The organism is Actinobacillus seminis (assembly GCF_002263215.1).
GTDB lineage: Bacteria > Pseudomonadota > Gammaproteobacteria > Enterobacterales > Pasteurellaceae > Actinobacillus_B > Actinobacillus_B seminis.
In genome coordinates this window covers 1-22,039 of the sequence record NZ_NLFK01000003.1, presented here as the reverse complement: position 1 = coordinate 22,039, position 22,039 = coordinate 1, and the positions used below count along the sequence as shown (strand labels likewise).

18 protein-coding genes and 1 tRNA gene are annotated in these 22,039 nt (G+C 41.8%); 14 read left to right on the top strand and 5 right to left on the bottom strand.

Annotation, left to right across the window (positions count from 1 at the left end):
• Positions 1–60: 60 nt before the first annotated feature.
• From ychF to CFY87_RS12410, 3 genes are read right to left on the bottom strand one after another with little or no spacing between them, the layout of a single operon-like run.
• A complete protein-coding gene (gene ychF / locus CFY87_RS03465; protein WP_094945899.1) occupies positions 61–1,152 on the bottom strand; it encodes a redox-regulated ATPase YchF in 1,092 nt (363 codons plus the stop codon).
• Positions 1,153–1,174: 22 nt separating this feature from the next.
• Entirely contained in the window at positions 1,175–1,759 is a 585-nt protein-coding gene (gene pth, locus CFY87_RS03460; RefSeq protein WP_094945898.1) for an aminoacyl-tRNA hydrolase, read from the bottom strand.
• Positions 1,760–1,808: 49 nt separating this feature from the next.
• Positions 1,809–1,934, bottom strand: a complete 126-nt coding sequence (locus CFY87_RS12410; RefSeq protein ID WP_272896436.1) for a hypothetical protein — start codon at positions 1,932–1,934, stop codon at positions 1,809–1,811.
• A 74-nt stretch (positions 1,935–2,008) separates the two neighbouring features.
• Between CFY87_RS12410 and CFY87_RS03455 the strand changes: the two genes are divergently transcribed.
• From CFY87_RS03455 to xseA, 4 genes are read left to right on the top strand one after another with little or no spacing between them, the layout of a single operon-like run.
• The gene (locus CFY87_RS03455) at positions 2,009–2,452 is read left to right on the top strand and encodes a type II toxin-antitoxin system RatA family toxin (RefSeq protein ID WP_094945897.1); all 444 of its coding nucleotides are present in this window, start codon (positions 2,009–2,011) and stop codon (positions 2,450–2,452) included.
• Complete coding sequence (locus CFY87_RS03450) at positions 2,439–2,789, top strand: RnfH family protein (RefSeq protein WP_172539975.1); 351 nt, start codon at positions 2,439–2,441, stop codon at positions 2,787–2,789. The genes CFY87_RS03455 and CFY87_RS03450 overlap by 14 nt, the downstream gene beginning before the upstream one ends.
• Positions 2,782–3,981 (top strand): ribosomal protein uL16 3-hydroxylase, encoded by a 1,200-nt coding sequence (locus CFY87_RS03445; RefSeq protein WP_094945895.1) that lies wholly within the window; start codon positions 2,782–2,784, stop codon positions 3,979–3,981. The genes CFY87_RS03450 and CFY87_RS03445 overlap by 8 nt, the downstream gene beginning before the upstream one ends.
• Before the next feature lie 2 nt (positions 3,982–3,983).
• A complete protein-coding gene (gene xseA, locus CFY87_RS03440) occupies positions 3,984–5,318 on the top strand; it encodes an exodeoxyribonuclease VII large subunit (RefSeq protein ID WP_094945894.1) in 1,335 nt (444 codons plus the stop codon).
• A 137-nt stretch (positions 5,319–5,455) separates the two neighbouring features.
• Here xseA and smpB read toward each other — a convergent pair whose 3' ends face one another.
• Positions 5,456–5,938, bottom strand: a complete 483-nt coding sequence (gene smpB, locus CFY87_RS03435; RefSeq protein WP_094945893.1) for an SsrA-binding protein SmpB — start codon at positions 5,936–5,938, stop codon at positions 5,456–5,458.
• A 142-nt stretch (positions 5,939–6,080) separates the two neighbouring features.
• Between smpB and ubiD the strand changes: the two genes are divergently transcribed.
• Positions 6,081–7,553 carry a 4-hydroxy-3-polyprenylbenzoate decarboxylase gene (ubiD, locus tag CFY87_RS03430; RefSeq protein WP_094946096.1) on the top strand — a complete coding sequence of 491 codons (1,473 nt, stop codon included), beginning with the start codon at positions 6,081–6,083 and terminating at the stop codon, positions 7,551–7,553.
• Positions 7,554–7,641: 88 nt separating this feature from the next.
• Here the strand turns inward: ubiD and CFY87_RS03425 are convergent, their stop codons facing one another.
• Positions 7,642–8,193: a YceB family lipoprotein gene (locus CFY87_RS03425; protein ID WP_094945892.1), complete on the bottom strand. Its 552-nt coding sequence runs from the start codon at positions 8,191–8,193 to the stop codon at positions 7,642–7,644.
• Positions 8,194–8,366: 173 nt separating this feature from the next.
• On the opposite strand from CFY87_RS03425, the gene CFY87_RS03420 reads away from it, so the two are divergent.
• The 9 genes from CFY87_RS03420 (at position 8,367) to CFY87_RS03385 (ending at position 21,888) form a co-directional block, all read left to right on the top strand.
• Entirely contained in the window at positions 8,367–9,131 is a 765-nt protein-coding gene (locus CFY87_RS03420; RefSeq protein ID WP_094945891.1) for a BUD32 family EKC/KEOPS complex subunit, read from the top strand.
• Positions 9,132–9,360: 229 nt separating this feature from the next.
• Positions 9,361–9,437: transfer RNA gene (locus CFY87_RS03415), tRNA-Met, on the top strand.
• A 121-nt stretch (positions 9,438–9,558) separates the two neighbouring features.
• On the top strand, positions 9,559–10,014 hold the full coding sequence (gene rimP / locus CFY87_RS03410; RefSeq protein WP_094945890.1) for a ribosome maturation factor RimP: 456 nt from the start codon (positions 9,559–9,561) through the stop codon (positions 10,012–10,014).
• A 22-nt stretch (positions 10,015–10,036) separates the two neighbouring features.
• Positions 10,037–11,578, top strand: coding sequence for a transcription termination factor NusA (nusA, locus tag CFY87_RS03405; protein WP_094945889.1), 1,542 nt, complete (start codon positions 10,037–10,039; stop codon positions 11,576–11,578).
• Positions 11,579–11,598: 20 nt separating this feature from the next.
• Positions 11,599–14,073 carry a translation initiation factor IF-2 gene (gene infB, locus CFY87_RS03400; protein WP_094945888.1) on the top strand — a complete coding sequence of 825 codons (2,475 nt, stop codon included), beginning with the start codon at positions 11,599–11,601 and terminating at the stop codon, positions 14,071–14,073.
• Between the two features lie 316 nt (positions 14,074–14,389).
• Positions 14,390–14,551: a hypothetical protein gene (locus CFY87_RS11645; protein ID WP_158216604.1), complete on the top strand. Its 162-nt coding sequence runs from the start codon at positions 14,390–14,392 to the stop codon at positions 14,549–14,551.
• A gap of 262 nt (positions 14,552–14,813) precedes the next feature.
• Positions 14,814–16,457 carry a site-specific DNA-methyltransferase gene (locus tag CFY87_RS03395; RefSeq protein ID WP_236757340.1) on the top strand — a complete coding sequence of 548 codons (1,644 nt, stop codon included), beginning with the start codon at positions 14,814–14,816 and terminating at the stop codon, positions 16,455–16,457.
• A 55-nt stretch (positions 16,458–16,512) separates the two neighbouring features.
• Positions 16,513–19,122 carry a restriction endonuclease gene (locus CFY87_RS03390; protein WP_094945886.1) on the top strand — a complete coding sequence of 870 codons (2,610 nt, stop codon included), beginning with the start codon at positions 16,513–16,515 and terminating at the stop codon, positions 19,120–19,122.
• Positions 19,123–19,353: 231 nt separating this feature from the next.
• Positions 19,354–21,888, top strand: a complete 2,535-nt coding sequence (locus tag CFY87_RS03385) for a type I restriction-modification system subunit M (RefSeq protein ID WP_094945885.1) — start codon at positions 19,354–19,356, stop codon at positions 21,886–21,888.
• Positions 21,889–22,039 lie beyond the last annotated feature (151 nt).

The window sequence follows — 22,039 nt, the reverse complement described above, 5'->3', positions numbered from 1 at the left end:
AGGATTTTTCAACGTTTTTAAGAATAAATCGTGATAACTTAGTGCATTTGCTTAAATGAATTACACATTAAAACGGAAATGCATGACATCACCGTCTTGAACCACATAATCTTTACCTTCCAAACGCCATTTGCCGGCTTCTTTGGCACCGTTTTCGCCTTTGTATTGGATAAAATCTTCATAGGCGATTACTTCGGCACGAATAAAGCCTTTTTCAAAGTCGGTGTGGATAACCGCGGCGGCTTTGGGTGCGGTTGCGCCGACGGAAACTGTCCATGCACGCACTTCTTTAACGCCTGCGGTAAAGTAAGTTTGTAAATTTAATAATGCATAGCCCGCGCGAATTACACGGTTTAACCCCGGTTCTTCAATACCTAAATCTTGTAAAAACTCCACTTTTTCATCATCATCCAATTCGGCAATTTCCGCTTCGATAGCGGCACAAACAGGGACGACCACCGCGCCTTCTTTTTCCGCGATAGCGCGTACTAAATCCAAATATGGGTTATTTTCAAAACCGTCTTCATTGACGTTGGCAATGTACATAGTGGGTTTTAAGGTCAAAAAGTTATAGCTTTTGATCGCCTGCAATTCTTCTTTATCCAACCCGATAGAACGAATCATGCCGGCATTTTCTAGCACGGGCAAGATTTTTTCCATCACTGAAAGTTCAAATTTCGCGTCTTTATCGCCGCCTTTAGCACGTTTTTGCAAACGTTGAATAGCGCGCTCACAACTGTCTAGGTCGGCAAGTGCTAATTCGGTATTGATGGTATCAATATCTTCGGCAGGATCGATTTTGCCGGCAACGTGAACAATATCATCATTTTCAAAACAACGAACTACATGACCAATCGCATCAGTTTCACGAATATTGGCTAAAAATTTATTGCCCAAGCCTTCACCTTTGCTGGCTCCGGCAACCAGACCGGCAATATCCACAAATTCCATAGTGGTTGGTAATATACGTTCCGGTTTGACAATTTCCGCCAACGCATCCATGCGCGGATCCGGCATTGGAACAACGCCGGTGTTGGGTTCAATGGTACAGAACGGATAATTTGCCGCTTCGATACCGGCTTTGGTGAGTGCATTAAAAAGGGTCGATTTGCCTACGTTAGGTAAGCCTACGATACCACATTTAAATCCCATAATTTTTTCCTTTTGCTATTTGCTATGCTTTAAAACTGTTTAAACGATTAGTAGCTTTGGCAATACCGTCTTTGAGTAACACCTCAATACAAACCGCTGCTTCATCCAAGGCTTTATCAATTAACTGCCCGTCGGTTGGCGAGGGTTTGCCTAATACATAAGCCGCCACTAGATTCTTATCACCCGGGTGACCGATACCAATTCTTAAACGGTAAAAATTTTTATTGTTGGCAAGTTGCGCAATGCTGTCACGCAATCCGTTATGCCCGCCATGCCCGCCACCTAATTTGATTTTAGCCACGCCGGGCGGCAAATCCAATTCATCATGTACGATTAAGATTTGCTCAGGGGAAATACGATAAAAGGTTGCTATCGCGCCTACCGCTTTGCCGCTTAAATTCATGAAGGTGGTTGGAATTAAAAAACGGACTTCATTACCAGTAATCAGTGCGCGTGCGGTTTTGCCAAAGAATTTACTTTCTTCTTTAAAATTCAAATTAAATTGACGGGCAAGGCGTTCAAGTAACCATTCGCCGGCGTTATGGCGGGTTTGAGCATATTTTTCACCGGGATTGCCCAAGCCGACAATTAATTTAATTTCTGACATATCACGATATTCCGAAGATAAAAAGGTGCGATATTGTAACGGAAATATGCTACCAGCTCAAATGATAACGCATGGATAACCGGCTTTTCTTGCGGATCACCACGCCAAGTTTAGCTAAAATGGCGATTAAGCCGCCGAAAAATACCGAACCGACCGCAAACCATATCCAATTCATATTTCTTCCTTATTTTGACCGCACTTTTCCGTTATAATACACAAAATGTCAATTTAAAATAAGGCTTATTAGCAATGCCAACAGTAAATCAACGGGCTTTAGTGGCGTATAGCGCCAAGCAAATGTATGACTTAGTCAATGATTATGAACGTTATTCTGAGTTTGTGCCGGGCTGCGTCGCTGGGCGTACATTGATGTGCGAGGCACAACGTCTAACTGCCGAATTGGTCATCAGCAAAGCCGGCATCAGCCAAAAATTTACCACCCGAAACCAAATGCAACCCTATCATTCCATCAAAATGCAATTGGTCGAGGGGCCGTTTAAATTTTTACAGGGCGAATGGCGCTTTGAAGAAGTGGACGAACAATCCAGTATCATCTCCTTAGATTTATCGTTTGAATTTTCCAATCCGGTTATTTCCTTTGCTTTCGGACAAATTTTTACCCATTTAACCGGTAAAATGGTGGATGCTTTTAAACAACGCGCAAAGGAGGTTTATCATCGTGGCGCTTATTAATATTGAAATTGCCTATGCCTTGCCACAGCGTTATTTTTTGAAAAAAATGACGGTGGATGAAGGAACCGTGATCCAAGCGGCAATTCTGCAATCCGGTATTTTGCAACAATTTACCGAAATTGATTTGCGTGAAAATAAAGTGGGCATTTTCAGCCGTCCGGCAAAATTAACCGATCAGTTGCATGATGGCGATCGGATTGAAATTTACCGTCCATTGCTGGCGGATCCGAAAGAGATTCGTCGAAAACGTGCCGAACAGCAGCAAAAAGAAGCACAATTGAAAAAAGAGGCGGAAAAAGCCTTGAAAAAGCAACAAAAGGAGCAAGCCGGTGACTAAGTTTTGTTTACCTGAACATATCAGCGACGAAGTATTTTTGCGTGAATATTGGCAAAAAAAGCCTTTGTTAATTCGTAACGGGCTGCCGCAAATTGTCGGACAATTTGAGCCGGCAGATATTATTGAACTTGCACAAAATGAAGATGCCACAGCGCGTTTGGTGAAACAATATTCTGAGGACGATTGGCAGCTTAAACGCAGCCCGTTAAGCGAAGCGGATTTTGCCGATTTACCGGAAAAATGGTCCGTATTGGTGCAAAATTTAGAGCAATGGTCAGTTGAATTGGGGCAATTATGGTCTCAATTTGGGTTTATTCCACAATGGCAGCGCGACGATATTATGGTGTCATACGCGCCGAAAGGCGGCTCCGTGGGTAAACATTATGATGAATATGATGTTTTTTTAGTGCAAGGTTACGGACACCGACGTTGGCAGTTGGGCAAATGGTGCGATCCGAATACCGCCTTTAAGCCCAATCAGCCGATCCGCATTTTCGACGATATGGGCGATTTGATTTTTGATGAAGTGATGGCACCCGGTGATATTTTGTATGTGCCGTCCCGTCTGTCGCATTATGGCGTGGCGCAAGATGATTGTTTGACTTTTTCCTTCGGTTTGCGTTACCCGAATTTAAGCGATTTATTGGAAAAAGTACAAAAAGGTTTTTGCCACCAAAATCCGGACATTGATTTAACCGAATTTACTTTGCCACTGCGCCTGCACCCGGATGTGCAAGCCTGTGGTAAATTGGATCGCGCCATGGTGCAACAAATGAAGGTGCAATTGTTGGAAACACTAGCCACGTCGCCGGAATTTGATCGTTTATTTGAACAAGCGGTCGCTGCGGCGGCAAGTACCCGACGTTACGACATTTTGCCGACCGAGGATATGATGGATTTGGACGAAGTGCGGTCAATTTTAGCCGAAGAAAATGGGCAATTGACGCAAGATAATAATTGCAAATTGTTGTATTTAGAAAATCCATTGCAAATTTATGCCAACGGTGAATGGTTGGATGAACTAACGCCATTGGAAAGTCAATTATTAAAACGTTTGGCAGATGGCGAATGCGTGGTTTATGCCGATTTAGTCGCATTAACGGAAAAATGCGAAGATCAGGAGACCGCTTTAGCGTTGTTGCTTGATAGTATTTGTAATTGGATTGATGACGGTTGGGTATTATTGGATTAATGATGAACGATAAGATTTATTCCGTGTCTCGGCTAAACGCTTCCGTGCGCCAATTATTGGAGGGGCAGTTAGGCGTGGTGTGGTTAACGGGCGAGATTTCCAATTTAACCCAACCGGTATCCGGACATTGGTATTTGACCTTAAAAGATGAAAATGCGCAGGTGCGTTGCGCCATGTTTCGCATGAAAAATATGCGGGTTGGGTTTAAGCCACAAAATGGTATGCAAATTTTGGTGCGGGCGTCGGTGAGTCTTTATGAACCGCGAGGCGATTATCAATTAATCATTGAAACCATGCATCCTGCCGGTGAGGGCTTGTTGCAACAACAATTTGAGCAGCTCAAAATGAAGCTGGCGGCGGAGGGGTTGTTTGCGCAAAATTTGAAAAAAAATCTACCGCACTTTTGCAAAGCGGTGGGAATTATTACCTCCAAAACCGGTGCGGCGCTGCAAGATATTTTGCACATTTTACAACGTCGTGATCCGAGTTTAAAGGTGGTGATCTATCCAACCGCGGTGCAAGGCAATGAAGCGGTGGCGGAGATTGCGCAGATGATTGCCATTGCGAATGTGCGCAAGGAAGTGGATGTCTTAATTGTCGGGCGCGGCGGCGGTTCGCTGGAGGATTTGTGGTGTTTTAACGAGGAAGTGGTGGCACGTGCTATTTTTGCTTCCCATTTGCCGATTATCAGCGCAGTAGGACATGAAACCGATGTGACTATTGCCGATTTTGTTGCCGATTTGCGCGCTTCGACCCCATCTGCCGCGGCGGAATTGGTTAGCCGCAATCAACAAGAATTGATACAGCAATTGCAACAGCGTCAACAACATCTCGAAATGGCGCTGGATCGGTTGTTTAACCAAAAAATGCAACAGTTGCAGCGTTTGCGTTTGCGCTTACAGCAGCAACATCCGCAAGCCCGTTTGCGCACGCAATATTATATATTAGCGCAATTGCAGCAACGTTTGCATTGGGCGATCGCACGTTGCAGCGAAAAAAATCAGCAAAAACTGACCGCACTTTCGCAGCGTTTGATGCGCAATCCGCTGCCTTATCGGTTGCATCAACAGCAACAATATGTACAGCAATTGCGCGCTAAATTGAATTTTAGTCTCAAGCAACATTTACAAGCGCGCCAACATCACTTAGCGCATTGGTGTGGCAAATTAGATAGTTTAAGTCCGCTCAAAGTATTGGCGCGGGGATATTCCATTGCGGAAAATCCGCAAGGCGAAGCTGTACGCCAATTGGCACAGGTGAACGTTGGTGAATTATTGACCACGCGAGTGGGAGACGGTTGTATTATTAGCCGAGTTGAGAAAAAAGTGCAAAAATAAGCTAAAATTAACAGCACTTTATTCTTTTATAAAACAAGGGGTTAATACAGGATATGCCTAAATCAACCTAGGAAAATCAAAATGATAAATGGATGTTAACCTAAATAAAGGACGTTTGAGCGTCCTTTATTTTGAACTTAACCGCGTGCGGCATGTTTCATAATGCGATCTTTGGCTAATTTCCATTCGCGATCTTTAATATCTTCCCGCTTATCGTGCAATTTTTTCCCTTTTGCCAAACCAATTTTCACTTTTGCCCAAGGTCCTTTCCAATAAAGTGCAAGAGCGACGATAGTAAATCCGTCGCGATTGGCTTTGCCGAATAAGGAACTTAATTCTTTTTGGTTAAGTAACAGTTTGCGCGTACGGGTTGGGTCGCACACAATATGTGTGGACGCCACGCTTAACGGTTGAATGGCGGCACCGAATAAATAGGCTTCGCCTTGGTTAAAAATAATATAGCTATCGCTGATATTGGCTTTGCCGGCGCGCATGGATTTGACTTCCCAGCCTTGTAAGGAAAGTCCGGCTTCGATTTCTTCTTCGATAAAATAGTCATGTCTGGCGCGTTTATTTAAGGCGATCGTATTGGACGCCGGTTTAGCTTTTTTCTTTGTCATAATAATGGATTACCGTTATGGAGATTTCGCTAAAAGAATAGGTGCCATTCTATCGAATATTGCAACGGATAGCAAAAAACCTTGCATTGCCGAATATTCTTGATAACAATATCGGAATTTATTAATCATGGGTGAAATAATGATGAGATATAAAAACTTACGTGATTTTATCGCGTTGTTGGAAGAACGCGGGGAACTTAAGCGAATTAGCCAAGAAATTGATCCTTATTTAGAAATGACGGAAATTTCCGACCGCACTTTGCGTGCGGGAGGACCGGCATTATTGTTTGAAAATCCGAAAGGATTTAATATGCCGGTGTTGTGCAATTTATTCGGTACGCCAAAACGAGTAGCAATGGGCATGGGGCAAGAAGACGTTAGTGCATTGCGTGATGTGGGCAAATTATTGGCATTTTTAAAAGAACCGGAACCGCCGAAAGGTTTTAAAGATTTGTGGTCTACGTTGCCGCAATATAAACAAGTGCTCAATATGCCGACCAAAGTGTTGTCGAAAGCCGATTGTCAGCAACGGGTTTTGTCCGGCGACGAGGTGGATTTGTACAAATTGCCGATTATGCAATGTTGGAAGGATGATGTTGCTCCATTGGTAACTTGGGGATTGACGATCACCAAAGGTCCGTATAAAAAGCGGCAAAATTTAGGGATCTATCGTCAACAATTGATTGGCAAAAATAAATTAATTATGCGTTGGTTATCTCATCGTGGCGGCGCCTTGGATTTTCAAGATTGGAAACAAACTCATCAGGGGCAGCCATTTCCTGTGTCAGTGGCATTGGGCGCGGATCCGGCGACCATTTTAGGCGCGGTGACGCCTGTGCCGGATAGTTTGTCGGAATATGCTTTTGCCGGATTATTGCGTGGCAATAAAACAGAGGTGGTGAAATCGGTGAGTAATGAGTTGGAAGTGCCGGCGAGTGCGGAAATTGTGCTGGAAGGTTATATTGATCCGCAAGAAACCGCGTTGGAAGGACCTTATGGCGATCATACCGGTTATTATAACGAGCAGGATTATTTTCCGGTGTTTACCGTAACGCATATGACTATGCGCCAAGATCCGATTTATCATTCCACCTACACCGGACGTCCGCCTGATGAACCGGCGGTCTTGGGTGAGGCGTTAAATGAGGTGTTTATTCCGATTTTGCAAAAACAATTTCCGGAAATTGTAGATTTTTACTTGCCGCCGGAGGGGTGTTCTTATCGGCTTGCCATTGTGACCATGAAAAAACAATATGCGGGTCATGCTAAGCGCGTGATGATGGGGGTTTGGTCGTTTTTACGCCAATTTATGTACACTAAATTTGTGATTGTATGTGATGATGACGTGAATGCGCGTGATTGGAAAGATGTGATTTGGGCGATCACTACCCGTTGTGATCCTGCGCGTGATACCACGTTAGTGGAAAATACGCCGATTGATTATTTGGATTTTGCTTCGCCGGTGGCGGGATTAGGATCGAAAATGGGCATTGATGCTACCAATAAATGGGCGGGTGAAACACAGCGGGAGTGGGGCGTGCCGATTACCAAAGATCCTGCGGTTACCAAAAAAATTGATGAAATTTGGGACAGTCTAGGCATTTTTCCAGCTTAATCTTGTCAAAATATCAATAGAAATGAGCGCACTTTTCCGGGTAAAAAGAGGAGTAAAGTGCGGTCATTTTTGTGTATTTTAGGTGAGATTATTTCGTTTCTACTTCCAGGCGACCTTGCTCGACTTTAATTCCTTTGGCGAATTTTTTGATGAGCATATCGCGCGTTTTGCTGTGGTCTAAGGTGTAAATTGGTATATTGTTTAACAAGACGGAAAGGTTATTATTCAAAAAGGGCATAATAGTTTGCAATTCTTGTTCATATTTTCCGTCAGTACTTGACCGGTTTAAAATCCGAATATCGCGCAAGTAAACTTCGCCTTTTTCCGGGGAATAATACGGAATGATATCCATGGTTAAATTTAATTTGGCGGGAAAGCGTTTTCCTTGCAATTCAAATAAACCGTCTAATAATCCGCTCACTTCGACGCGTTTTTCCGCAGTTTGTCCAATTTTAGTAGATAAATTTAGCACTTGGTAGCTTAAGCCGAAAAGTCCCGGCAAACCAAATTGTCCCTTGATATTTTGTTGTTTTTTCAATTGGCGATTAATGTCTTCCTCGGAGACGGAAAAGGGGGTGGCATAACCGGATGAAACGGAAAGGAAAAGTAAAAATGAGAATAAAAAGTGGTAAAAGCGCATTGGATTTCCTTGATATTAGTTTTAAATAGGTAGAAAAGGCGTTAGAATACGCCGTAAAATGCGGGATATTTTCCCGTTCATCATAGATAAAGTGCGGTCGATTGTAAGTGAATTTTGGCGAATGTCAATTTGCAAACGGGTAAAAATTTGAGCGCACTTTAATGGACAATAATATGATAAATCAAGATGTAGCTGAGTTTTCAAAACGGATTGAACATTTATTGCAAGTTAATCCCAATAAACGAATTTTGCGTTTTGAATATAAGGGGCAAATTTTTTGGTTAAAACAACCGGAAAAATTACGCGGAATTTGGAATTTATTGAAGCCTAACCCTCAAAAAGCGTTTGTTAGGGAAACGGTAATTTTGCAAAGATTTATGCAAATGGGCGCACCGGTACCGAAATTAGTGTTAAGCGGTGAGCATTTTTTTGTGTTGGAAGATGGTGGGTTGACAATTGCTGATTGGCTTGAGGATCCACAATTATCTGAGGCACGAAAAATGCAAATATTACGGGATGCCGTTCAAGCCTTGATTGATTTACATCACTGTGGTTTTGTACATGGGCGACCGGCGTTGCGCGATATGACATGGAAGGCGGGCAAGGTATTTTTTATTGACTTTGAGTCTCATTCCCGCAGTCAAAATTTGCTGAGGAAACAGGTGTGTGATGGATTGATTTTTATTCACAGTCTTGGGCGTTCAAAGGTGTTAAGCGATAAGCAAATGCGCGCGGCGGTTGATTATTATGCACAGCATTGTGAGGCAAAAATTTGGCAAAAAATCATTGATTTTATTGCTAAATGGCGTTGGCTTTATCGCTTTTTATTAATGTTTAAACCAATAGCAAAAACGGATTTAATTGCCATTTATCGCGTTTTTGAACATATCTTGCCTGATTTGAGGAAAACGCTTTCCCGGGGCTCTAGGCATAGCTAAAATTTAAAGACGTGCGATGAAAAATATAAATTGTTAATTATTGTTGTGATTTTATTTGTCGGTTATGGTGGTAATAATAGCGTCGGATGTGGTATTGAACTGGGTGTGAAACATCCGTTGTTGCTTATTTTTTGGTAAAGTGCGGTTATTTTGGGTGATGTTTTTAACAAAATAAAATAAAAAAACTTGCTATTTTTTTATGAAGCGTATAATCTCGCCATATTTCGGACGCGGGGTGGAGCAGCTTGGTAGCTCGTCGGGCTCATAACCCGAAGGTCGTCGGTTCAAATCCGGCTCCCGCAACCACTTTACAAACAAGTTCAGTAAAGAACCCCAGATTTGGGGTTTTTTTATACGGGCAATTTAGATGTAGAACTGGGCTGATTGCCCTTTTTTTATGTCTTAATTTTGAGTTTAGGGGGTTGTTTTGGCAACTTTAGAGGAAAAATTACAAGCTTTATTACAAGGTTCGGTTGAGGATTTAGGGTGTGAACTTTGGGGCGTTGAATGTCAGCGTGCCGGTCGTTTTTTAACCGTGCGTTTATATATTGATAAAGAAGGCGGCGTGACCGTGGATGATTGTGCGGATGTGAGTCGGCAAGTCAGTGCAATATTGGATGTGGAAGATCCAATTGCGGATAAGTATAATTTAGAAGTATCGTCACCGGGATTGGATCGTCCATTGTTTACGTTGTCCCAATTTGTGCGTTTTGTTGGTGAGGATATTGCGGTGCATTTGCGTATTCCTGTGCAGGATCGTCGTAAATGGCAAGGAAAATTGGAAAAAATTGAAAATGATATGTTGACGCTAATCGTTGACGGACAGCCGCAAGTTTTGGTGTTTGGTAATGTGCAAAAAGCCAACGTCATTGCAAAATTTTAAATAATACAGGAGCAAGTAAAGAATGAGTAAAGAATTGCTATTGGCCGCCGAAGCGGTGTCGAATGAAAAGTTATTACCGCGTGAGAAAATTTTTGAAGCTTTAGAAAGTGCAATTGCGCTTTCTACGAAAAAGAAGTATGAGCAAGAAATTGATGTGCGTGTGGTAATCGATCGCAAAACCGGTGAGTTTGATACGTTCCGTCGTTGGTTGGTGGTAGAGAATGTGGCTAATCCGACAAAAGAAATTACCTTGGAGGCGGCACAATTTGAAAATCCGGAAGTGCAATTAGGTGACTATATAGAAGATCAAATTGATTCGGTCGCATTTGATCGGATTACAATGCAAACCGTGCGTCAAGTGATCAGTACCAAAATTCGTGAAGCGGAGCGTAATAAAGTAGTTGAACAATTTATTTCGCACGAGGGATCGATTGTGACCGGCACGGTGAAAAAAGTAAACCGTGAAAATATTATTCTAGATTTAGGTCAGCAAGCTGAAGCGGTTATTTTACGTGAAGATATGTTGCCACGTGAAAATTTCCGTCCCGGCGATCGCGTCCGCGGTGTGCTTTATAAGGTGAACCCTGAAAGTAAAGGGGCGCAACTTTTTGTTACTCGTGCTAAACCGGAAATGTTGATCGAGTTGTTTCGTATTGAAGTACCGGAAATCGGTGAAGAGTTGATTGAAATTAAAGGTGCGGCGCGTGATCCGGGATCACGCGCAAAAATCGCAGTGAAAGCAATGATAAACGTATTGATCCGGTTTTTTTTTTTTTTTTCCTATCCCCTGTGTGCCTTGCCTCCCACGACTATTGATCCGGTGGGGGCTTGTGTGGGGATGCGCGGGGCGCGCGTGCAGGCAATTACTAATGAATTGGGTGGTGAGCGTGTTGATATTGTGTTATGGGATGATAATCCGGCACAATTTGTGATCAATGCGATGGCACCGGCTGATGTGAGTTCTATTGTCGTGGATGAAGATACTCATTTGATGGATATTGCAGTGGAAGAAGCGAATTTAGCACAAGCTATTGGACGTAACGGACAAAATGTGCGTTTAGCAACCCAATTAACCGGTTGGACATTGAATGTGATGACGACTGATGAACTTAATCAAAAACACCAAGCGGAAGATAATAAGGTATTGAAATTGTTTATGAACGCTTTGGAAATTGATGAGGAATTTGCGCATATTTTGGTAGAAGAGGGGTTCTCTACTTTGGAAGAATTGGCTTATGTGCCGGTGAGCGAGTTGGCCGCCATTGATGGGTTGGAAGACGAAGATTTAGTAGAAGAATTGCAAACTCGAGCGAAAAATGTGTTAACTGCACAAGCGCTTGCTGAAGAAGAAGCGTTGAAACAAGCACAAATTGAAGATCGGTTATTAGATTTGGACGGGATGAACCGCCATATCGCACTAAAATTGGCTGAAAAACAAATTACGACCCTAGAAGAGCTTGCTGAGCAAGGTGTTGATGATCTCGCGGATATTGAAGATCTTACTTCAGAACAGGCTGCTGATTTAATTATGGCGGCACGTAATATTTGCTGGTTTAGTGAATAAGGAAAAGGAGTAAGAAGATTATGACAGATGATGTAAAACAACCCGCAGCGCCTAAAAAATTGAGTTTACAGCGTAGAACGAAAACAACAGTAAACAGTACAACGACAACAGGTAAAAGCAAAGAGGTTCAAGTTGAAGTGCGTAAAAAACGCACAGTGCCGACCGAAGCGGCAAGAAAAGCGGAGGAACAAGCTCGCTTGAAAGCCAAAGCGGAAGAAGAAAGAAAAGCGGCGGAGCAAGCGAAGATAGCGCAGGCAGAAAAGGAAGCACAAGAAAAAGCGCGTGCACAAAGCGAAAAATTAGCGCAAGAAAGAGCGGCAAAAGCCCTTGATCCGGAAAAAGAAAAGCGCAAAGCGGAAGAAGCGGAATTACGTCGTAAAGCGGACGAGTTAGCCCGTCAAAAGGCAGAAGAGCAAGCGCGTCGTGCTGCCGAAGAGGCAAAACGCTATGCTGAATTGGCAGATTCTGACAACGATGATACAACGGAAGATTACACTGATTATCATTTAACCTCCAGCTATGCTTTGGAAGCGGAAGATGAAGAAGAACGTCGTAAAGAAGGTCGTGGTCGCGGTAAAAATAAAGTCGTGAAAGCGAAAAAAAGCGGTCGTGATGATGAAAATACCAAAAGTGAACGTGAATCTAATCGCCGCAATCAAAAAGATATAAAAGGAAAAGGCAAAAACGGTAAGAAAGGCAGCAGTTTACAACAAAGCTTTACCAAACCTGCGGCGCCGGTTAACCGAGATGTGGTGATCGGTGAAACGATTACGGTTGCCGAACTTGCCAATAAAATGGCGGTAAAAGCCACGGAAATCATCAAAACCATGATGAAAATGGGCGAGATGGTGACCATTAATCAGGTGATTGACCAAGAAACTGCCCAATTAGTGGCAGAAGAAATGGGACATAAAGTCATTTTACGAAAAGAAAACGAGTTGGAAGAGTCCGTATTGGAAGATCGTGATGTCAATGCGGAAAAAGTAACGCGAGCGCCGGTCGTGACGATTATGGGGCACGTTGACCATGGTAAAACCTCGTTACTTGACTATATTCGTAAAGCGAAAGTGGCAGCAGGTGAAGCCGGCGGGATTACTCAACATATCGGTGCCTACCACGTTGAAACCGAAGACGGTAAGATGATTACCTTCTTAGATACACCGGGACACGCGGCGTTTACCTCTATGCGCGCGCGCGGTGCGAAAGCGACGGATATTGTGGTTCTTGTGGTGGCAGCGGATGATGGAGTGATGCCGCAAACAATAGAAGCAATTCAACACGCGAAAGCCGCAGGTGTACCGATTGTGGTAGCGGTGAATAAAATTGATAAACCGGAAGCTAATCCGGATCGTGTAGAACAAGAATTGTTACAACATGAAGTGATTGCAGAAAAATTTGGCGGTGACACGCAATTTGTTTATGTATCGGCGAAAAAAGGAACCGGCGTTGATGAATTGTTGGATGCGATTTTGTTGCAATCTGAAGTGCTTGAGCTTACTGCGGTAAAAGAGGGTATGGCAAGTGGTGTGGTGATCGAATCTTATTTGGATAAAGGTCGTGGTCCGGTGGCGACAATTCTTGTGCAATCAGGTACTTTACATCGTGGTGATATCGTACTTTGCGGCTTTGAATACGGTCGTGTGCGCGCCATGCGTGATGAAGACGGAAAAGATATTGATGCGGCAGGTCCATCAATTCCGGTGGAGGTACTTGGTTTATCCGGCGTTCCTGCCGCAGGGGATGAAGCAACAGTTGTGCGTGATGAAAAAAAAGCGCGCGAAGTGGCGCTGTATCGTCAAGGTAAATTCCGTGATGTGAAACTTGCTCGCCAGCAAAAAGCGAAGCTCGAAAATATGTTCAGCAATATGGCAGAGGGTGATGTAGCGGAATTGAACGTTATCGTTAAAGCGGACGTTCAAGGTTCAGTCGAAGCGATTGTTCAATCCTTACAAGAACTTTCAACTGCTGAAGTAAAAGTGAAAGTAGTGGGATCCGGTGTCGGTGGAATTACTGAAACGGATGCGACCCTTGCAGCGGCTTCAAATGCGATTGTCCTTGGCTTTAACGTGCGTGCTGATGCTTCAGCACGTCGTATTATCGAAAACGAAAATATCGATTTGCGTTATTATTCAATTATTTATGAGTTATTAAACGAAATTAAAGCAGCAATGAGCGGTATGTTGCAACCTGAATTTAAACAGGAAATTATCGGTTTGGCAGAAGTGCGCGACGTATTCCGTCATCCGAAATTCGGTGCGATTGCAGGTTGTATGGTCACCGAAGGTGTCGTGAAACGTAATAACCCAATCCGTGTATTGCGTGATAACGTGGTCATCTTTGAAGGCGAGTTAGAATCTCTCCGTCGTTTCAAAGATGACGTTTCCGAAGTACGTAACGGTATGGAATGCGGTATCGGCGTGAAAAACTACAACGATGTTAAAGTCGGCGACCAAATCGAGGTATTCGAAGTGGTTGAGGTTAAACGTAGCATTTAATGTTTACGGAGTGAATATAGGGGTGCCACGCTTGGCGTCCATAACATAAATTTCACTCCGTTTTTGAACGGACGCCAGTGTGGCGTCCCTACAATGACTTCGAATGATTATCTACAAGCGGTCAACACCAAGCAGAAATTTGTAGATTTTGTTTGGATATTGACCGTTTAATTTTTATAAAGCAAAGAATATTAAGTAATGGTTATTCAATAACTAATTTATGCATTAAATTTACTTAATTTCTTGGATTGTTATTTATAATTAAAAGCTGATCCGGTAAAATTCACTTGACAGTTATTTTTCTAGGATCACCATAATGCACAGCACAACAGCACAACAGCACAACAGCACAACAGCACAACAGCACAACAGCACAACAGCACAACAGCACAACAGCACAACAGCACAACAGCACAACAGCACAACAGCACAACAGCACAACAGCACAACAGCACAACCTTGCCAACTTTTCACTTAAAGATCAACAACTTTTGCAATTAAAATTGCTTTTACCTGAAATTTTCAGTGAAGGTCAAATCGATTTCGATAAATTCAAACAGCTTTTTGCTGATAATATTTCCACCGATCCGGATCGCTATCATCTCAATTGGGCTGGTAAGTCTCAGGCTTATCAACAGCTTCAAATCCCAACCCACAAAACGCTTACACCTTGCGTAGAAGAAAGCGTAAATTTCGAGCAGACGCAAAATATTTTTATTGAGGGTGAAAACCTTGATGTATTGAAAGCGTTACAAAAATCCTATTTCAATTCGGTTAAAATGATCTACATCGATCCGCCTTACAACACAGGTAACGACTTTGTTTACAACGATAATTTCGCTCAAAGCCAAGCGGATTATCAAACCCAAACAGGCGAAATCGGTGAAGATGGTTTGCTTAAAAAAGCGTTTCGCAAAAATAGTAAAGAAAATGGGCATTATCACAGCAATTGGCTGAATATGATGCTTCCACGTTTACATCTCGCTCGCAATTTGCTGAAAGATGACGGCGTGATTTTTATCTCCATTGACGATAACGAACAGGCACAGCTGAAATTATTGTGTGATGAAGTGTTTGGGGAGGAGAATTTTGTTTCGTCACTTGTGTGGGCTTTAGGTACAGGGACACAAGCAGGACATTTTGTAAGAGCTCATGAAACTGTTTTAGTTTACTTTAAAGATAAGAAATTAGTTCCAAATTTTTCTGGTGGAGAAGGTATTATTGAACATTCGGCATTAAAAAAAATTTCAGCTAAAAATCCAGCAAGTGAATTTTCTTTTCCAAAAGGAACACGTTGGGACGCGCCTGATGATTTTGAGCTAACAGGCACATGGGGAAATTCTGAAAAGACAACTTTGATTAAAGGAAGAATGCTCTGTAAAGATAAAAAACTTGTCGAAGATGTGGTATTAAGCGCTGGTTGGGCTCAAAAAGGACAGATGAAATCCTATTTTTCAGGACAAGAAACTATTGATAGTAAAGGGCAAAAAGTTTTAAGTTTTTATTTTAATAAGAGCGGTGTATTGCGATATGAAAAAGAAAGAAGAGTTGTGAATCCCGCAACTTTATTACAAGGTATTGCTAGCACTAAAAATGGTAGTGACGAAATTAATGAGCTTTTTAGTGAGAAGATTTTTGATTATCCAAAACCAACAAAATTATTAAAATTCTTTGTAACGTTAGCTACTGATAAAAATGACCTAATTTTAGATTTCTTTTCTGGTAGTGGTAGTATTGCAGATGCAATTATGCAATTAAATGCTGAGAATGAAGATAGCCATCGTTGTTTTATTTCTGTTCAATTACCAGAGGACTTAACAGAAACTATTAAAACTGTTTCTGCTGATGGAAAGAAAACATTGGAAAATGCAATCCAATTTTTGGAAAAAATAGGTAAGCCAGCATTAATTTCTGAAATTACAAAAGAACGCATTCGCCGAGCAGGTTCACAAATTTTGCAAAAAAATGATGAAAATCGACCGCTTGATATTGGTTTTAAGGTGTTCAAACTCACCGATAGCCATTTCAAACAATGGCAATCGCCAACAGAGGAAAACCTTGCGGAGCAATTGGATATGTTTATCGACAACGTCAAAGACGGAGCTGAACCGCACGCGATGTTATATGAAATTCTGTTGCGTTTAGGGCTAAAATTAACCGCAAAAGTGCAGTGGGAAAATAGTGTGTTTTGGATTGAAGATGAAAAATCACAACATTATGCGATTTTATTGGAACGTATTGATGAAGCGTTGTTGGCAGGTGTGATTGCTCAACAACCGCTAAAAGTGGTGGCGTTAGATCGTCTTTTTGCGGGTAACGATGCGTTAAAGAAAAATGCTGAATTGCAGATGAAAGATGCAGCAGTGGCATTTTTTGTGATTTAGAAAACTCCCCTCTTTGCTAAAGAAGGGGAGCAGATCCGGTAGAGAAAAATTTAAAATGAAACTCCAATTTGAAACCTTAGATTATCAACAGCAAGCAATCCAATCGGTGCTGAATTTGTTTATTGGGCAACCAAATAGCAAAGCGGATCACTTTCAATTAGCCCAACATTGCCAATTTTGCCCCAACGCAGAATTGGCAACGGATTTGCCCTTGGCAGAAAATCTTGCCAAACAGCAAAATAGTCAAAAAATTGGCCGCACTTCGTTGCGTGATCACGGTTTAAATTTTACCGTTGAAATGGAAACAGGCACGGGCAAGACCTACGTTTATTTGAGAACCATTTTTGAGCTAAATGCTAAATATGGTTGGCAAAAATTTGTGATCGTGGTGCCCGGTGTGGCAATTCGGGAGGGCGTGTTACATACATTGGAAATCACTAAAGCGCATTTTGCCACGCTGTTTGATAATGTTAGCGTGAACTCCAAATTTGAGTATAAAAGCAATCAACTTTCACGCTTAAAACAGTTTGCACAAAACCATCATATTGAAATTTTGGTGATCAATATCGACGCATTCGCCAAAGATAGCAACGTGATTAATACCATTAACGAAAGTGGTGAAGCGCCGATTTCCTATATTCAACAAGTGCGTCCCATCGTCATTATTGACGAACCGCAAAATATGGAGACGGAGATTCGCCGTAAAGCGATAGAAAGCCTTAATCCGCTGTTTACCTTGCGTTATTCAGCCACCCATAAAAATGCTTACCACCCCATTTTTAGTTTCAACCCTGTGCAAGCCTATGAACAAGGTTATGTGAAACAGATCGAAGTGGATAGCGTGTTGGCAGAAAATGAAGTGAATGGGGCTTATATTGCGTTAAAGGAGATTAAAACAGGGGCGAAAAGTTGGTCAGCAAAGGTTGAGATTCTGTTTCATGATAAAAAAGCAATGAAGAAAAAAGTCGTTTCCATCAAGCCAAATCAAGATCTGTTTTTGCTTTCCAATCAAAATGAAATGTACTGCAATGGTTATTTATTGAGCGAAATGGACTTTGACGCACAAATGATTAAGTTTGTTAACGGTGTGCAAGTGTTTGTGGGAGCGGATAATTCAGTATTGAAAGCGGATTTACAGAAAATGCAAATTCGCCGAACTATTGCGGAACATTTGCAAAAAGAGCAGAAATTCCGATCTCTTGGAGTAAAAGTGCTGTCGCTGTTTTTCATTGATAAAGTGGACAATTACCGCAATGGCGGCAAGTTTCATCAGTGGTTTGAAGAAATTTATCGTGAATTAACAGGGGAACCCCCTGACGGCGTGCATAACGGCTATTTTTCGCAAGATAAAAAAGGCGTGGCGAAAGATACCAACGGTACCACGCAGGCGGATCACGACACTTATCAGCTGATTATGAAAGATAAAGAACGTTTGTTATCGTTAGATAATCCGTTGCGATTTATTTTCTCTCATTCTGCCTTGCGTGAGGGTTGGGATAATCCAAACGTGTTTCAAATTTGTACGCTAAATGACACCGCAAGTGAGCTGAAAAAACGACAGGAGATCGGGCGTGGGCTTCGTTTGCCTGTCAATCAACAAGGTGTGCGGTTGCAAGATAAAAGCAAAAATATCCTGACCGTGATTGCCAATGAAAGCTACGAAGAATTTGCTTCAAAGCTTCAGCGAGAAATCGAAGAAGATTGCGGCGTGGCTTTCGCGAAAAGCAATATCAAAAAGCACGAAGATCGCAAAGCGATGCGTTATCGTAAAGATTTTAGCCAATATCCTGCTTTCCAAGCGATTTGGGAGCGAATTAAACATAAAACTACCTATCGAGTGGCGTTTGATCATGAAGCCTTGATAGCAAGTGCGGTGGAAAAAGTCGCTAAAATGCAAAATGTGGAAGCCACGAAAATTTCGCATACCAAAGTGAAATTGGAGATCAACCAAGAGGGTATTCAAACCGCATTGCGAAGCGTAGGCAGCCTGCATTCAAAAACGGCGTGGGCAATTCCTGATGTGCTTAATGAATTGCAAAAGAAAACAGGGCTAACCCGAGTAACGATTGGTAAAATTTTGCAAAAATCAGACCGCTTGCCAGAGATTTTTGCCAACCCGCAACGTTTTATCGATTTAGTGGCGGAGAAAATCAATCTTGCTTTACAAGAAATGATGGCGGACGGTGTGGAATATCACCGCATTGCAGGTAAAACTTACGAAATGACCTTATTTGAAGATTTCGAGTTTTACCCGAATGACTTTACCTTTGAAGTACAAGATCACGTTAAAACCATTCACGAAGAGTATATTTCGCTTGATTCAGGGACGGAAAACAGCTTTGCTCGAGATTGTGAACATAGTGAACAGGTGGAATTTTATTTTAAACTGCCAAAGAAATTTAAAATTCCAACTCCGTTGGGCAATTACAACCCCGATTGGGCGGTAGTGTTCAAAGGGCAACATAAAATCTACTTTGTCGCCGAAACGAAAAATACGGGCAAAGGCATTCAGGCAGGCGTGGATGAAAATTTGTTAGACCGATCGGAACAACTGAAAATTGCTTATGCACGTAAGAATTTCAGCTGTCTCCGACGGAATTTTGATGATTTGGAATATGAGGTCGTACAAGAAGTTAAAGAAATAACGGGTAAATATCGCCTGTAGCAGCCATACAAGGCGTCAGTTTTTAGAAAAAATTTACTTTGTGGTTGACCTTTGTCGTCCTTACAATTTTTTGCTTTTTTTGTTCTAAATAACAGAGAAGTAGAAAGTGCGGTAAAAAATGAGTTATTTTTTCACCGCACTTTTTTATATATGTCATTACTTTCGTTGTAGATAAGCGATAGTTTTTGATAAACTAATCTTAATTTTTTATTTCAAAAACTAGGCGATTTAATGAATAAACAACAACTGGCGGCAACGCTTTGGGCTTCTGCAAATGATTTGCGTGGCAAAATGGACGCATCTGAATATAAAAATTACATTCTTGGTTTTCTTTTCTATAAATTCCTGTCTGAACATCAAGAAAATTATTTCTTAAAAAATGGCGTGAGTCTTGAGCAACTTGATAATGATCCATTTAAGTCAATGCGAGTAGAAAAATGCCAAAGTGATTTAGGTTATTTTATTGAGTGGAAAGATTTATATCGCACTTGGATGGCGAATATCGGCGAAAAAAAATGGAAATTGTCGCACGTTACAGAGGCGATCAATCACTTCAATGAAAGTCTTTATCCAAGTCAAAAAGAGGATTTTGAAGGGGTCTTTTCTGACTTAAATCTTACCTCTGAAAAATTGGGCAAAACTATTGCAGATAAGGAAAGTGCGGTCAAAAAATTGATTGAATTATTAAATGGAATCAAAATTACTGACAATTCGGAGTATGACGTTTTCGGTTATATTTACGAATATCTGATCGCTCAATTTGCTATGGCTTCGGGTAAAAAGGCGGGCGAGTTCTATACGCCACACCAAGTTTCTCGCATTATGGCGGAAATTGTGGCTGAGGAATTACGTCATAAAGATAAATGTGATGTTTATGATCCAACAGCAGGATCGGGTTCATTGTTATTAACCGTAAGCGAGGCAGTAAATCGCAATGAATATCGAGATAATATTCGCTTTTTTGGGCAGGAAGAAAACAATACAACTTATAACATTGCTCGAATGAATTTGTTAATGCGTGGTGTGAAGCCTGCCAATATGATTTTACGCAATGCCGACACGCTAAAAAGCGATTGGCCTTATGGTGAAGTTAATGGCGAAGATAACCCGCTTTTTGTGGATTGTGTGGTCGCCAACCCGCCGTATTCAGCTAAATGGAATACAGAACGTGAAGACAAAGATCTTCGCTTTAAAGAATATGGCATAGCGCCCGCTACCAAAGCAGATTATGCTTTCTTGCTCCATTCACTTTATCACTTAAAAGCAGACGGTATTATGGCGATTGTCTTGCCGCACGGTGTACTTTTCCGTGGTAACGAAGAAGAAAAAATCCGTACAAAATTACTCCAACGCCGTCAAATTGATGCGGTTATCGGTTTACCGGCAGGGATCTTCACGAATACAGGCATTCCAACCATTGTCATGATTTTACGCAAACAGCCAAAACACAATAACGTACTGTTTATTGACGCATCACAAGGCTTCCGCAAAGAGAAAAACAACAACGTACTGCGTGAGCGAGATATAAAGAAAATTCTTGATGTGTATCGTAACCGTGAATCTCGCGCAGGGTTTAGTCATCTTGCCGATCCGGCAGAAATTGAAGCGAACCGGTTTAATCTGAATATTCCGCGCTACATTACGCCAATCACTAAAAATGAAAGCCAAAATATTGACGCACATTTAAATGGCGGTATTCCAAATGAAGACATTGAGCGGTTTAGCGATTTTTGGCAAGCATTCCCAAAACTCAAGACAACCTTGTTCAGTCCTTTGCGCCCACACTTCTCTCGGTTAAATATTTCTGCAGAAGAGGTTTTCAGTACCATTGAACAAGATAGCGATTACCAAGGGTTTATTGCTGCAACGCATCAAGGTATTGAACAGTGGAAACAAGAGGTGATTTCGCAATTATTAGGTGAAAAGCCGGTAACAAGCAGTGAGATTTTACCGATTTTTGACAAATTGGAAATGACGCTTTTTCAACAATTTGCGATATCAGCCTTTACCGATCCTTACGAAGCGTATCAACTTTTTGTAGATTGTTGGAACGGGATTATCGAAAACGATCTTGATTTACTGGCGGAAAATGGCTTCGAATTTGCCCGCACTTTAGTGCCGAATATGGTTACCAAAGGTAAGGAAGAAGTGGAAGATGGCAAAACAGGGGCAATTTTCTCGAAAGCCTTGATTGCCGATTACTTCTTTGTGGAAGATAAAAACAAGTTAGAAGCCTTAAAACAGCAAATCAGCCAAGATGAAGAAAGTTTAGCGGAGCATCAAACCGAACTAACCAGTGGATTTGAGAGCGAAGAAGATATTGGCACATTGGAAAGTATTGTAAAAACAGCAAAAACTAATGCCAAAAAGGCAATTGATACGCTTACCGATTGGGCTACACTTGCAACAGATTGGAGTGAAAGCGAATTACAGGAAAAATCTGACCGCTTGCAACAAATTCAAATATTGGCTTTGGCAATTAAACAAACTAAAGATCAACTGAAAAAAGAAGCGCCACTATTTGATGCCAAAGTAGAAGCTCAATTTGAGCATTTAACAGGCGAGGATATTTGTATCTTGCTCGCACAAAAATGGTTAACTACGTTAGTTGGAGATCTTGAAAAGATTGCCCATTCTTATTCAAGAAAGGTAGCCAATCAGCTTAAAGTTTTAGATGAACGCTACAAAGAAACCTTGAGCGAAATCCAAACGCAGCGTAAAGAAGTCGAAGAGGCATTTTGGGCAATGGCAAAATTGTTGGGGTAGCGGCTATGATAGAACAAAAAAAATGTGTACCAGAAATCCGCTTCGCAGGATTTACTGATGATTGGGAACAGCGAAAGTTGGGGGAATGTTTTTCTGAAAGAACAGAACGCTCCGCAGTTGGCGAATTAATTTCTGTGACAATGAATTCGGG